Genomic DNA, 13,681 nt, shown 5'->3' with positions numbered 1-13,681 from the left:
CTCGTTACCATCGCGCCGGTAAACGCACTTGTTCCAATGGTTTCGATCGGCTCGCTCTGTTTTCTGGGAGTTCTCGGTGCGATCGGCGCGACAGCCGGAGGCGCAGGTCTGCTCAAGCCGACGCTGCGAGTGATGTTCTGGGGAGCATTCGCGATGGCTCTTACCGCCGGCATCGGCGCGATCTTCGGCAAGGCAATCTGACAGGACTCTACGTTGCAACGGCCCCTGTGATCAGTGGATCGGTGCGACCATAACGGAGAGACTGGTAGGCGAGCTAATTCACGCAATGGTCGATGGCGCAAGATCTCATCGCTCCGGAAAAATCGGCCGCAAATAATCTCGATTAACCGGCGAGTGGATCGTCTTCGCCAAGGCGAGCCGTCGCAATATCTATCTAGCCAGTCCTACTGACACAAAAGTGACACAAGGCCTGCTTCAAAAATTGGATAAGTGATTGTCGATGCGGGGTATTTCCAAAACCAGAGCACTCCATTGGTAATGGAGAGGTCGACAGTTCAATCCTGTCTGGCAGCACCAGCACTTTCTTCGCACCCCCCTGTCAAATCAGCACAATTGCTGGGTTTCGCTTGATCATCGACGCATGAAAAAAATCGGCTTTCTCTCGTTCGGGCACTGGACGCCCTCGTCGCAATCGCAGACCCGCTCGGCTGCAGACACGCTCCTGCAATCCATCGAACTCGCCGTCGCGGCCGAGGAGCTGGGCGCGGACGGCGCCTATTTCCGGGTCCATCATTTCGCGCGCCAGCTCGCCTCGCCTTTTCCGCTGCTGGCGGCGGTAGGGGCGAAGACCAGCCGGATCGAGATCGGCACGGCCGTGATCGACATGCGCTACGAGAACCCGCTCTACATGGTCGAAGACGCCGGCGCCGCCGATCTCATCGCTGGCGGGCGTCTGCAGCTCGGCATCAGCCGGGGCTCGCCCGAGCAGGTGATCGATGGCTGGCGATACTTCGGTTTTCAGCCAGTTGACGGCCAGAGCGACGCCGACATGGGACGGCGTCATGCGGAGGTGTTCTTCGACCTGCTGCGGGGCGAAGGCTTCGCCCCGCCGAATCCACGCCCGATGTTTCCGAATCCGCCCGGCCTGCTGCGCGTAGAACCCCATTCCGACGGTCTGCGCGACCGGATCTGGTGGGGCGCCGGCTCCAACGCCACGGCGGTATGGGCGGCGAAACTCGGGATGAACCTGCAAAGCTCGACACTCAAGAACGATGAAACAGGCGAGCCTTTCCATGTTCAGCAGGCCGCCCAGATCCGGGCCTACCGCGCTGCCTGGAAGGAGGCCGGCCATGTTCGTGAGCCGCGGGTCTCGGTCAGCCGCAGCATCTTCGCGCTGGTCGACGATCGCGACCGGGCCTATTTCGGACACGAGCGTCAGGGGGAGGACCAGGTCGGATTCATCGACGAGAGGACACGGGCGATCTTCGGCCGCAGCTACGCCGCCGAGCCGGACGAACTGATCGAGCAGCTCAGGAAGGACGAAGCGATCGCCGAGGCCGACACGCTCCTGCTCACCGTCCCAAATCAGTTGGGCGTCGCCTACAACGCGCATGTGATCGAAGCGATCCTGACCCATGTCGCTCCCGCTTTGGGGTGGCGCTAGTCGTGCCGCCAGCGGCAGGATCGTTCGGATCGTGGCAAAACCTCAATCATGCCACGATGCCGGTGGATCAGATCATGCAGATGCAGCATTCGACGACTGATTCTCGACCATGACCGGCCATGAACTGAAGCAGCTTCGCGCGGATCTCGGTGACGCCATCGGCAGGCCGCTGTCGGTCGCCGACATGGCGAAGCTATGCGGTCTCGCAGCGGACGCCGGCGCCAACACGGTCCGCAAATGGGAAGTCACCGGTCCCAGCAAGCAGGTCGCCGAACAGCTCCGCGTTCTGGCGATGGCCAGCGACCGTCATCCGATCCTCGACAACTTCAACATCTTCGACCGGCATAATGTCCCAGAGGCCGAGAGACCCGCGCGACGCGAAGCCTTCCGCGAACAGATGCGGGACGAGGTCCGTCGCCGCCTGAGCTGAGACGGTCACGTGATGAGCGCGCTGCCGATTCGAATCCTCGATTTTTGCGATCAGCAATTCTCGTCGATGATTCGCGCCTCGAAGCAGAAGCGAACATCAATCACGGCGAAGTGACCGGCGATCGGAATCCGTCGAACATGACCGTTTGCGAGCTCATCGAGAGGCTCACGCCATGAATGCGTAATCTTCGACCATGCGAGCTGCGATTGTTGGAATCTTCGACCGCTGCAAGTCGCAAAAGCCACAACATCTGCATGAATCACGCGGCAATTGAGGCCTCATCTAGAGTTCATTGAGGCCTAATTAAGCACGTAAAAATCGATGTTATTTGAATCGAGCGGAACCTTCCCGGTGTGTCCGATGGGTGACAGCATTTCGTGCGGAAGCTGTCTAAGTGCGCGCCATGGACGACGCCGCTGCGCGGCTAATCTTGCAAAATTAAAAATGACTTCTGGAGACTACAACTAATGAAGAACTTCCTCCTCGGTACTGTGGCCCTCATCGCTCTCGGCGCGACCGTGCCAGCACTTGCAGCCGATATGGCCGCTCGTCCCTACACCAAGGCAGCTCCCGCGGCGTACGCGCCGATCTACAACTGGACCGGCTTCTACATCGGTGGTCACGTCGGCGGCGCCTTCGGCGGCAGCAACGGTTTCCTCGGCACCACCAATAACGACAGCGACGGCCGCTTCCTCGGCGGTTTGCAGGTTGGCGCCGACTACCAGTTCGCCCCGAACTGGGTGCTTGGTATCGAAGGCCAGTACTCCTGGCTCGGCAGCAACAACAACAACGTTGTCTTCAGCGGCGCCGGCGCCGGTTATACCTACACCCACAACCAGCGTGGCCTCGGCTCGCTGACCGGCCGTCTCGGCTACACCTGGGGTCCGGCTCTGCTCTACGTCAAGGGCGGCTATGCCTACTCCGACTACAATGAATCCCTGACTTTCGGCGGCGTGCCGCAGACGTTCGCGACCAACAGCAGCCATCATGACGGCTACACCGTTGGCGCCGGCCTGGAATACATGTTCGCGCAGAACTGGTCGGGCAAGGTCGAGTATCAGTACTACGACTTCGGCAAGACCAACTTCGTGACGCCCGCCGTGCTGACCCAGTTCGGCAGCACCCGCAATGACGAGCACACCGTCAAGGCCGGCATCAACTATCGCTTCAACCTCGGCGGCCCGGTGGTTGCCAAGTATTGATCGCTGGTCTCACGCGACACTGACGAAAGGCCGGCTTCATGCCGGCCTTTTTTCGTTAGGGCTTCATTAAGCACGGCAAGCGGTTTGGCCCGCAGGCTCGCTTCTCTCCGGCGATCTGGTCACTGCATTTTATTCAAATGCCGTCTAACTCCGCGGCAAGTACGGCATCGACACGCCGCCCACCAGAATCCGTCGGAGACTGCATCATGAAGATTATTCCAAAGATCTTGCGCGCCATTGCCGCCCTCATCGTTCTCGGCGCGAGCATGCCCGCCGTTGCAGCCGATCTCGGGGCTCGCCCTTACGGCCAGGCGCCGGCCTATGCGGCGCCGATCTACCAATGGACCGGCTTCTACCTCGGCGGTCACGCCGGCGGGGCCTTCAGCGGCAGCACCAGCTTCAACGGCCTCGCGCTGAGCAATTATGACGCCCGCTTCCTCGGCGGCGTACAGGTCGGCGCCGACTTTCAGTTTGCCGGCAACTTCGTCGTCGGCGTCGAAGGCCAGTATTCCTGGCTCAGCAGCAACAAGATCGGTTCGATCTTCCCCGCCGGCTTCGTCTACAGCAACAACCAGCGCGGGCTCGGCTCCGTCACCGGCCGCCTCGGCTACTCCTGGGGTCCGGCGCTGTTCTATGCCAAGGGCGGCTACGCCTATTCCAGCCATAGCGAAACCCTGACGTTCGGCGGCGCTCCGGTCGCCTTCACGCTCAATCGCGATCATCGCGACGGCTACACCGTCGGCGCCGGCATCGAATATCTGTTCACCCCGAACTGGTCGGCCAAGGCCGAGTACCAGTATTACGACTTCGGCAAGAGCCGCTTCGTCGCGCCGGCCGCGCTGGTCCCGTTCGGCACGTTCAACAACGACGAGCATACCCTGAAAGCCGGCTTGAATTATCGCTTCAACCTGGGTTCGACCGCGGCAAGGTACTGAGCGACAGTCGAGCAATCTCACGGAAATGCCGGGTTGCGGAATATGCATCAGCCAGCCTTTCATTTTGTCGATTCGCAAAAATTTGGCCGCCGTTCAAATCCTCGTGATTTTGTTAACCCGGTAACGCGATACTGTTCGTCAGAAGATTCATCCTGAAGATGTGGGCGGGGACGGCATGGCGCTGCAATTCACGATCGGTAGGCTTGTCACAATCACCCGGCTTGGTGGGGTCCTGGGTCTCCTGCGTCCACGATGGGGGGTGAGGGGCAGCCTGTTCGCCGCCTTCGCGGTGATCGCGGGCATGGCCATCGTCATCAGCGTCGGCGCCGGCATGGTGCTCGGACATCTCGGCGGGGCGATGGTCGAGCTGAGCGGACGCGACATCCCTCGCCTCGCGGCCAGCCTGCAGCTCTCCGAGCAGAGCGCGAGCCTCGCCAGCCAGGGGCCGGCGCTGCTGGCCTCGCAGAGCGAGGAGATCCTGAAGGATCGCGCCAGGAAGATGAAGGAAACCCAGGCGGTCACGCTGGCCAAGCTAGGCGAGATCACCGCGCTCGGCGCCGACAAGACGGTGGTGTCCAACCTCGCCGAGACCGTGAAGAACATCGACGAAATGATCCAGAGCCTCGGCAACGCGGCGCGCGAGCGGCTCGAAACCGGCGTCCAGCACGAAAAGCTCTACGGCGCCGTGCGCACGGCGCAGACCGCCTTCGTGAAGGCCGCCGGTCCCGCGATGGTCGGCGCGCAGACCCAGCTCAACGGCATCTTCGGCGCCCCCGACTTCTCGCAGGACGAAGCAACCAAGGCCGAACAGGTCGTCGAGCAGCTCGGCGACGTCGTCGCCGGCGGCAATCTGATGGCGTTCAATTTGATATCGGCGCTTTCGTCCGACTCCAGCGACGCGCTGGAGACCATCGAGAAGGAATTCCGCACCGCGCAGCAGCGCGTCAAAAAGAATCTCGATTTGCTGCCCAACGGCTCTTCGACCACCGCGCTCCGCACCGCGGCCGCGGGCGTGATGGGGCTGGGCGAGGGCAAGACCGGCGTCTTCAAGATCCGCCAGAAGGAACTCGATAACGCCGATTACGGCCAGGCCATTCTCGAAGAAAGCCGCAAGCTCAATGTCGGCCTCGGCATCAGCGTGCAGCAGCTGGTCGAGGGCGTGCGGGGCGAAACCGACGCCGCGACCGGGCAGGCGCGCCAGGAGATTTCGCTGGCGACCGTCGTCATGCAGGGGCTGGGTGCTGCGACCCTGATCGGATCCGTGCTGTTCGTCTGGCTCTATGTCGGCCGCAACATCCTGCGGCGGATCGGCAATTTGCAGCGCTCGATGCAGGTGCTGTCCAGCGGCGATCTGGAGACCGAAATCTATCGCTCCAGCCAGCACGACGAGATCGCGGCGATGGCCGATTCGCTGGAGGTGTTCCGCGAGAGCATGATCGAGGCCCGCTCGCTCGGTGCCGACCAGGACAAGGACCGCATCGCCAAGGCCGAGCGCGCCTCGCGCATGGAAGCCCGGATCGTCGAATTCGAGGCCACCGTCCGCACCGCGCTCGACACTCTGCAGACCTCGGCCAATTCGATGCAGACCACGGCGCAGGCCATGTCGGTGACGTCAGATCAATCGAGCGCGCTGGTGAGCGCGGTGGCGTCGGCCGCCGAGGAAACCTCGGTCAACGTGCAGACGGTGTCCGCGGGCACCGAGGAACTGTCGTCATCGATCTCCGAAATCGGCCGCCAGGTGACCACTTCGGCGCAAATCGCCCGCAAGGCGGTCGACGATGCCGGCACCACCGACGCCACCATGCAGGGACTTGCCGATAACGCCGGCCGCATCAGCGTCGTGGTCGACCTCATTCAGACCATCGCCTCGCAGACCAATCTGCTGGCGCTCAACGCCACCATCGAGGCCGCGCGCGCCGGCGAGGCCGGCCGCGGATTTGCCGTGGTCGCCTCCGAGGTGAAGAGCCTCGCCAACCAGACCGCGAAGGCGACTGACGAAATCCGCCAGCAGATCGCCAGCATGCAGACGGTGACGACCTCGGCGGTCGGCGCCATCCGGAACATCTCGACGACGATCAGCGAAATCAACGAGGTGACGGCGGCGATCGCCGCGGCGGTCGAGGAGCAGGGTGCGGCGACGCGCGAGATCGCCCGCAACATTCAGCATGCCGCCGGAGGCACATCCGAGGTTTCCAGCAACATCGTCGGGGTCTCCACCGCGTCCGCCGAGGCCGGCGCCGCAGCCGGCCAGGTGCTGAGTGCATCTGCGGCACTGCGCCGAGAGGCCGACGTGCTGCGTTCGGAAATCGACGCCTTCCTGAGCAACATCCGGGCGGCCTGAGCGACTGTCATTCCGGGATGGTCCGAAGGACCAGGCCCGGAATCTCGAGATTCCGGGTTCGATGCTTCGCATCGCCCGGAATGACGGCCATGCATGCGGTGATTGTCGAAATCCCGGCCCTTTTTCGGCTGGCGCCGCGCCGATTGTGCGGTTAAGTCGGTAACGACAACCGCGAAACCCAACCGATGCATTCAAAAACAGACACGGCACCGTCCTCGGCCGAGGCGCTGCGCTACCCCTGGGAAAATCATCCCGGCCACGATCAGGTCGTCGAGGTGAGGCCCGGGGTATTGTGGGTGCGGCTCAAGCTGCCGTTCCGCCTCAACCACGTGAACATCTATCTGCTCGCCGACGGCGACGGCTGGGCGATGATCGACTCCGGGTTCGGCAACGAGGAGACCATCGCGGCCTGGACCGCGCTGTTCGAGGGCCCGCTCAGCCACGTCAAGCTCACGCGGCTGATCGTGACCCACTCGCATCCCGATCACGTCGGCCTCGCCGGATGGATCGTCGATCGCTTCCACTGTCCGCTCGAGATGTCGCAGGTGGAATATCTGCAGTCGGTCTATCACCAGAACCGCGGCACCGAAGATCGGCGCAACGCGCAGCGGCTGTTCTTCCGCCGCCACGGCATGGACGAGAACCTGACCGATAAATTGCTCGGCCGCGGCCAGGATTACCTGAAGCGGGTCTCCACGCTGCCGCCGTCCTATCGCCGGATCTCGCATGGCGACGAGGTTTCGATCGGCGCGAGGCGCTTCAAGGTCATCACCGGCGGCGGCCACGCGCTCGACCAGGTCATGCTGTATTGCGCCGCCGACAAGCTGTTCCTGTCGGCCGATCAGGTGCTGAGCAAGATCTCGCCCAATGTCAGCGTCTGGGCGGTCGAGCCTGACCAGAATTCGCTCGGCGAATATCTGGCCTCGCTGGCCAGCCTCACCACCACGCTGCCTTATGATGTGCTGGTGCTGCCCGGCCACGGCGTGCCGTTCTACGGATTGAAGACCCGCATCAAGCAGCTGGCCGACCATCACGAGGAGCGCTGCGGACTGATCGCCGAGGCCTGCCGCGAAATCCCGCAGACCTCCAAGGAGCTGGTGCCGGTGGTGTTCCACAAGCACGTGCTCGACGTGCACCAGATGGGCTTTGCCGCTGGCGAGCTGATCGCGCACGTCAATTACATGCTGGTCGAGGGGCGGCTGATCGCCGAGGAAACCGACGGCGTGCTGCGCTTCAGGACGACCTGAAGGCCGAAACTGTCCGCATGCAGCGGCGGGGGCTCAGAGCAGCCGCTTGCGGATGGCTTCTTCGACGGCGGCGAGTTCCTGGTTGGCTCTGTAGAGTTTGGCTTCGGCGGCCTGGGCGCGAAATTCGGCGGCTACCGTACGTTCTTCCGCCCCCATGATGCGCGACTGGGCCTGCTGCAAGGCTCGCGATACGTCCTGGAGCTTGCCATTGAGTTCGTTGACGACTTCGCGGCGCGCCTGCTCGGCGGCGTCCCGTTGTTTTTCGGCAAGCTGCAGTTTTTCGGCGAGATCCTCGCACACCGCCTGCGCCCGCGCTTCGGTTTCGCGCGCGTGGTTTTCCATGCCTTTGAAGATTTCGGCGGCCTGGTGCACGAGGTCGAGCGCGGTGGCGCCGTCGTTCCTGGGCGCGGGGGGAGCCGCCAGACTTACGATGTTTTCGGGCACAGCGGCGGCAGGCGCCGACGACTTGTACCGGTAATCCCAGATGTCGTCGCGGAGCTGCTGATTTGCGCGGAACGCCATACGCGTGACCCTTTTTGGAATCCTCTAGCCCGAAAGCTACCGCAAACATGGTAAACTGGGGGTTAATCGACGCCCCGCTCAATACCTGAACAGGACGAAGCGCCCGATGGACCGGCAGGCTGAACTCCGCGTCATCCGCGCGGCCACCGCCAAACAGATTCTGGCGGCCGCACGCGTCGACGGTCCGAGTCTTGAGGCCGCCTTCGGCGCGACCCTTGCCCTGCGCCGGAAGCCGGGACGAAGTGTCCGAACGCGCGCCGGCCGAAGCCGTCGGGACCCCCCATGGCCGGCCGAATTGCCCGCGGCGCAGACCGGACTTGATCCTGATCAAGGCCCCGATTCCCGCTCGACATTAATTGTAGAAGCGCTCTAAAAAGAGGCTCGCCGCTCCGGCTTCACGCACCGTTTCAGGTTTCGCGATGGATTACAGCCAATTCTTCAGCACCGCCCTCAGCCGCCTGCATGATGAGCGGCGCTACCGGGTTTTCGCCGATCTCGAGCGGATCGCGGGCCGGTTCCCGCACGCGGTGTGGCATTCCCCGAAGGGACCGCGCAACGTCGTGATCTGGTGCTCCAACGACTATCTCGGCATGGGCCAGCACCCGAAAGTGGTCGGCGCCATGGTCGAGACCGCGACCCGGGTCGGCACCGGCGCCGGCGGCACCCGCAACATCGCGGGCACCCATCACCCGCTGGTGCAGCTCGAGGCCGAGCTCGCCGACCTGCACGGCAAGCAGGCCGCATTGCTGTTCACCTCGGGCTATGTCTCGAACCAGACCGGCATCTCGACGATCGCCAAGCTCATTCCGAACTGCCTGATCCTGTCGGATGCGCTCAACCACAATTCGATGATCGAGGGTGTGCGCCAGGCCGGCTGCGAGCGCCAGATCTTCCGCCACAACGACATGGCGCATCTGGAAGAACTGCTGATCGCCGCGGGACCGGACCGGCCCAAGCTGATCGCCTGCGAGAGCCTGTATTCGATGGACGGCGACGTGGCGCCCCTGGCCGAGATCTGCGATCTCGCCGAGAAATACGGCGCGATGACCTATGTCGACGAAGTTCACGCGGTCGGCATGTATGGCCCGCGCGGCGGCGGCATCGCCGAGCGCGACGGCGTCATGCACCGCATCGACGTGCTGGAAGGCACGCTGGCCAAGGCGTTCGGCTGTCTCGGCGGCTATATCGCCGCCAGCGCCGACATCGTCGACGCGGTGCGCTCCTATGCGCCCGGCTTCATCTTCACGACCGCGCTGCCGCCCGCAATCTGCTCGGCGGCCACCGCCGCGATCCGGCACCTGAAGACCTCGGGCTGGGAGCGCGAGCGCCATCAGGACCGCGCCGCTCGCGTCAAGGCGATCCTCAATGCCGCCGGCCTGCCCGTGATGTCGAGCGAAACCCATATCGTGCCGCTGTTCGTCGGCGACCCCGAGGCCTGCAAGCGGGCCTGCGATATCCTGCTGGAAGAGCACGGCATCTACATCCAGCCGATCAACTACCCGACCGTCCCCAAGGGATCCGAGCGGCTGCGGATCACCCCATCGCCCTATCATGACGACGGCCTGATCGATCAGCTCGCCGAAGCGCTGCTGCAGGTCTGGGATCGCCTCGGCCTGCCGCTGCGCGCGAAATCGCTGGCGGCGGAGTAACCCTTCCTTTCGGAAACAGCCATTTGGGCCGGTTGCACCATGTGCTGCCGGCCCAATCCGTTTATAATGGCTCCCGCGACGGCCCCGGGGTGCGGCGCCGAAACGCCAAGGGAGGTAAGCAGCCATGCTGCACGACTGGGGCGTGATCGCAGCCGCTTTCGGCTACATCGGGTTCCTGTTTCTGGTCGCCAGCTACGGCGATCGCCTCTCGCCGACCCAGCGCGGCCGCGCCAGCGCGCTGATCTATCCGCTGTCGCTGGCGATCTACTGCACCTCCTGGACATTCTTCGGCTCGGTCGGCTTCGCCACCCGCACCGGCGTCGATTTTCTCGCGATCTATCTCGGCCCGATCCTGATGATCGCGTTCGGCACGCCGCTGCTGCGCCGCGTCATCAAGCTGGCGAAATCGCAGAACATCACCTCGATCGCCGATTTCATCGCCGCGCGCTACGGCAAGAGCCAGGCGGTCGCCGCCACGGTCGCGGCGATCGCGATCATCGGCTCGGTTCCCTACATCGCGCTGCAGCTCAAGGCGGTGGCGTCGTCGCTCGGAACCATCCTGAGCGAAGACCAGGCCTTCTCCTCGATTCCGATCATCGGCGATGTCGCGCTGATCGTCACGCTGGCGATGGCGGTATTCGCGGTGCTGTTCGGTACCAGGCAGACCGACGCGACCGAACATCAGCATGGCCTGATGCTGGCGATCGCCACCGAATCCATCGTCAAGCTGGTGGCCTTCATCGCGGTCGGCGCCTTCGTCACGTTCTGGATGTTCTCCCCGGTCGATCTGATCGAACGCGCGATGAAGACCCCGGAGGCGGTACGGGCGCTCGAATACACGCCCTCGATCGGCAATTTCCTCACCATGACGCTGCTGTCGTTTTTCGCGATCATGCTGCTGCCGCGCCAGTTTCACGTCAGCGTGGTCGAGAATTCCAGCGACGCCGAGGTGGGCCGGGCGCGCTGGCTGTTTCCGCTGTATCTCGTCGCCATCAACCTGTTCGTGATTCCGATCGCGATCGCCGGGCTCGTGACCTTCCCGTTCGGCGCCGTCGAGGCCGACATGTACGTGCTGGCGTTGCCGATGCAGGCCAATTCTCCCGTGCTCAGCGTCATCGTCTTCGTCGGCGGCCTGTCGGCGGCCACCGCCATGGTGATCGTGGAATGCGTCGCGCTGTCGATCATGGTCTCGAACGACATCGTGGTGCCGCTGGTGCTGCAGCGAAGCCGCGAATCCCGCGCCGGCCAGAAGGATTTCGGCAACTTCCTGCTCCGGGTCCGCCGCTTTGCGATTTTTGCCATCATGGTGATGGCGTATTTCTACTACCGCGCGCTCGGCAACGCCCAGCTGGCGGCGATCGGCCTGTTGTCCTTCGCGGCAGTCGCGCAGCTGGCGCCGTCGTTCTTCGGCGGCCTGTTCTGGCGCCGCGCCACAGCGCGGGGCGCCATGGGCGGCATGCTGGTCGGCGTCGCGGTCTGGATCTACACGCTGTTCCTGCCGAGCTTCCTCGAAGGCAATACCGCCGGCATGCTGTTCCTCCAGCACGGCCCGTTCGGCATCGAGGCGCTGCGTCCGCGCGCTCTGTTGGGCGCCGATTTGCCGCCGCTGCTGCACGGCGTGCTGTGGTCGCTGTCGCTCAACCTGCTGACCTATATCGTGCTGTCGCTGGCGCGCCAGCCGTCCTCGATCGAACGGCTGCAGGCTGACCTGTTTGCGCCGAGCGCGATGGCGCCGACGACGCCGGCATTCCGGCGCTGGCGCACCACGGTGACCGTGCAGGACATTCAGAGCACGGTGGCGCAATATCTCGGCCCCGATCGCGCCAGTCATTCGTTCGAAGCCTTCGCGATCGCCCGCCACACCGCGCTCGAACCGGCCGCGCCCGCCGATTTCGAGTTGCTGCAGCATGCCGAACATCTGATCGCCTCGTCGATCGGAGCGGCGTCCTCGCGGGTGGTGATGTCGCTGCTGTTGCGCAAGCGCACCGTCTCCGCCAAGGCCGCGCTGAAACTGCTCGACGATTCCCACGCCGCCCTTCACTTCAACCGCGAGATCCTGCAGACCGCGCTGAACCACGTGAGGCAGGGCATCGCCGTATTCGACGCGGATCTGCAACTGATCTGTTCCAACCAGCAGTTCGGCGAAATTCTCGGGTTACCGCTGCACCTCGTGCAGATCGGGATTCCGTTGCAGGAAATCCTGGAATACATGGGAGCGATCAGTCCTCCCGGCTTCGGCGAGACCGATGGCTCCTCGTTGCTGGAGATGCGGCTCGCCGCCTATACTACCGTGGGCGAGCCGTATCTGGAACGTCTGCCCGATCGTCACATGGTGATCGAGGTGCGCGCCAACCGGATGCCCGGCGGCGGACTGGTGATCACCTTTTCCGACGTCACGCCGTCCTTCGAGGCGGCCGAGGCGCTGGAACGCGCCAACGCGACGCTGGAAAAGCGCGTGCGGGACCGCACCGAGGAACTCACCCGGCTGAATTCGGAACTGGCGCGCGCCAAGAGCACCGCCGAGGATGCCAATATCTCGAAAACGCGCTTCCTGGCCGCCGCGAGCCACGACATCCTGCAGCCGCTGAACGCAGCGCGGCTTTACGTCACCAGCCTGGTCGAACGCCAGAACGGCGGCGAGGATTCGCGGCTGGTGGAGAACATCGACGATTCGCTGGAGGCGATCGAGGAAATCCTCGGCGCGCTGCTGGACATCTCCAGGCTCGACGCCGGCGCCATGACGCCGTCGATCTCGAGCTTCAAGATCGGCGACCTGATGCGTTCGCTGGAAATCGAGTTCGCGCCGATTGCCCGGGCCAAGGCGCTGAAGCTGACTTTCGTGCCGAGTTCGCTGGCGGTGGAATCCGATCGCCTGATGCTGCGCCGGCTGCTGCAGAACCTGATCTCCAACGCGATCAAATACACCCCGCGCGGCCGCGTGCTGGTCGGCTGCCGGCGTCACGGCCAAAGCTTGCAGATCTGCGTCTATGACACCGGCGTCGGCATTCCCGTGATCAAGCGCGGCGAGATCTTCAAGGAGTTTCACCGGCTGGAACAGGGCGCGCGGATCGCGCGCGGCCTGGGCCTCGGGCTGTCGATCGTCGAACGGCTCGCGCGCGTCCTCAACCACGGCATCGCGATCGATTCCAATGCCGGCGGCGGCTCGTTCTTTTCGGTGACCGTGCCGGTCGCCAGCGCCGCCACCGTTACCGGCGCGGTCACCAGCGCGACGCCGCTTTCGAGGACACCGATGAGCGGCTCGCTGATCGTATGCATCGAGAACGATCCGGCGATCCTGGACGGCATGAAGACCCTGCTGACGGCCTGGGACGCCGAGGTCATCGCGGTGGCCGATCCCGATGCCGCCATCGAGGCGATCGAGGCTGCAGGCCTGCCGGTCACCGGCCTCCTGGTCGACTATCACCTCGACCGCGGCAACGGCGTCGCCGCGATCCGCGAGATCCGCCGCCGGTTCGGCGAGAACATTCCGGCGATCCTGATCACCGCCGATCGCAGTCCGCATGTGCGGGACGCGGCGCGCGACGAGAACATCGCGGTGCTCAACAAGCCGGTGAAGCCGGCAAGCCTGCGCGCACTGCTCGGGCAGTGGCGAACCCAGCAGATGGTGGCGGCGGAGTAGCTATCAACGTCATTGCGAGGAGCGCTTGCGACGAAGCAATCCATTTCGCAGCGGTACCGGCTGATAGATGGATTGCTTCGTCGCAAGCGCT

General features: G+C 64.0%; 9 protein-coding genes and 1 pseudogene. 9 read left to right on the top strand and 1 reads right to left on the bottom strand.

Translation table 11 applies throughout. The annotated features are described in order from the left end of the window. The 7 genes and pseudogenes from Q7U29_RS02395 to Q7U29_RS02365 all read left to right on the top strand — a co-directional run. A pseudogene (locus Q7U29_RS02395) lies at positions 1 to 201 on the top strand (VIT family protein); the annotation flags it as partial. A gap of 400 nt (positions 202 to 601) precedes the next feature. Next, entirely contained in the window at positions 602 to 1,624 is a 1,023-nt protein-coding gene (locus tag Q7U29_RS02390; protein ID WP_304737923.1) for an LLM class flavin-dependent oxidoreductase, read from the top strand. 109 nt (positions 1,625 to 1,733) lie between these two features. After that, the gene (locus tag Q7U29_RS02385) at positions 1,734 to 2,054 is read left to right on the top strand and encodes a hypothetical protein (RefSeq protein WP_304737921.1); all 321 of its coding nucleotides are present in this window, start codon (positions 1,734 to 1,736) and stop codon (positions 2,052 to 2,054) included. A gap of 467 nt (positions 2,055 to 2,521) precedes the next feature. Continuing rightward, positions 2,522 to 3,256, top strand: a complete 735-nt coding sequence (locus Q7U29_RS02380) for an outer membrane protein (RefSeq protein WP_304737919.1) — start codon at positions 2,522 to 2,524, stop codon at positions 3,254 to 3,256. A gap of 206 nt (positions 3,257 to 3,462) precedes the next feature. After that, positions 3,463 to 4,191 (top strand): outer membrane protein, encoded by a 729-nt coding sequence (locus Q7U29_RS02375; RefSeq protein ID WP_370691682.1) that lies wholly within the window; start codon positions 3,463 to 3,465, stop codon positions 4,189 to 4,191. Positions 4,192 to 4,366: 175 nt separating this feature from the next. Further along, positions 4,367 to 6,532 carry a methyl-accepting chemotaxis protein gene (locus Q7U29_RS02370; RefSeq protein ID WP_304737918.1) on the top strand — a complete coding sequence of 722 codons (2,166 nt, stop codon included), beginning with the start codon at positions 4,367 to 4,369 and terminating at the stop codon, positions 6,530 to 6,532. A 185-nt stretch (positions 6,533 to 6,717) separates the two neighbouring features. Continuing rightward, positions 6,718 to 7,779, top strand: coding sequence for an MBL fold metallo-hydrolase (locus Q7U29_RS02365; RefSeq protein ID WP_304737916.1), 1,062 nt, complete (start codon positions 6,718 to 6,720; stop codon positions 7,777 to 7,779). Between the two features lie 33 nt (positions 7,780 to 7,812). Here Q7U29_RS02365 and Q7U29_RS02360 read toward each other — a convergent pair whose 3' ends face one another. Beyond that, a complete protein-coding gene (locus tag Q7U29_RS02360) occupies positions 7,813 to 8,301 on the bottom strand; it encodes a hypothetical protein (RefSeq protein WP_304737914.1) in 489 nt (162 codons plus the stop codon). Between the two features lie 419 nt (positions 8,302 to 8,720). Here Q7U29_RS02360 and hemA point away from each other — a divergent pair, with 419 nt between their 5' ends. Together hemA and Q7U29_RS02350 are read left to right on the top strand one after the other, a co-directional pair. After that, positions 8,721 to 9,950, top strand: coding sequence for a 5-aminolevulinate synthase (gene hemA, locus Q7U29_RS02355; RefSeq protein ID WP_304737913.1), 1,230 nt, complete (start codon positions 8,721 to 8,723; stop codon positions 9,948 to 9,950). 124 nt (positions 9,951 to 10,074) lie between these two features. Continuing rightward, on the top strand, positions 10,075 to 13,590 hold the full coding sequence (locus Q7U29_RS02350; protein WP_304737911.1) for a NahK/ErcS family hybrid sensor histidine kinase/response regulator: 3,516 nt from the start codon (positions 10,075 to 10,077) through the stop codon (positions 13,588 to 13,590). The last annotated feature ends 91 nt before the right edge of the window (positions 13,591 to 13,681 follow it).

Source organism: Bradyrhizobium sp. (assembly GCF_030654605.1).
Taxonomy (GTDB): domain Bacteria; phylum Pseudomonadota; class Alphaproteobacteria; order Rhizobiales; family Xanthobacteraceae; genus Bradyrhizobium.
Note: the sequence above shows the minus strand (reverse complement) of the source record. Positions and strands in the feature narration are given on the sequence as shown.

Excerpts from the sequence above, each read along its gene's own strand:
- hemA (WP_304737913.1), top strand. The coding sequence starts at position 8,721 with ATGGATTACAGCCAATTCTTCAGCACCGCCCTCAGCCGCCTGCATGAT.
- Q7U29_RS02350 (WP_304737911.1), top strand. The coding sequence starts at position 10,075 with ATGCTGCACGACTGGGGCGTGATCGCAGCCGCTTTCGGCTACATCGGG.
- Q7U29_RS02365 (WP_304737916.1), top strand. The coding sequence starts at position 6,718 with ATGCATTCAAAAACAGACACGGCACCGTCCTCGGCCGAGGCGCTGCGC.
- Q7U29_RS02375 (WP_370691682.1), top strand. The coding sequence starts at position 3,463 with ATGAAGATTATTCCAAAGATCTTGCGCGCCATTGCCGCCCTCATCGTT.
- Q7U29_RS02370 (WP_304737918.1), top strand. The coding sequence starts at position 4,367 with ATGGCGCTGCAATTCACGATCGGTAGGCTTGTCACAATCACCCGGCTT.
- Q7U29_RS02360 (WP_304737914.1), bottom strand. The coding sequence starts at position 8,301 with ATGGCGTTCCGCGCAAATCAGCAGCTCCGCGACGACATCTGGGATTAC.
- Q7U29_RS02385 (WP_304737921.1), top strand. The coding sequence starts at position 1,734 with ATGACCGGCCATGAACTGAAGCAGCTTCGCGCGGATCTCGGTGACGCC.
- Q7U29_RS02390 (WP_304737923.1), top strand. The coding sequence starts at position 602 with ATGAAAAAAATCGGCTTTCTCTCGTTCGGGCACTGGACGCCCTCGTCG.
- Q7U29_RS02380 (WP_304737919.1), top strand. The coding sequence starts at position 2,522 with ATGAAGAACTTCCTCCTCGGTACTGTGGCCCTCATCGCTCTCGGCGCG.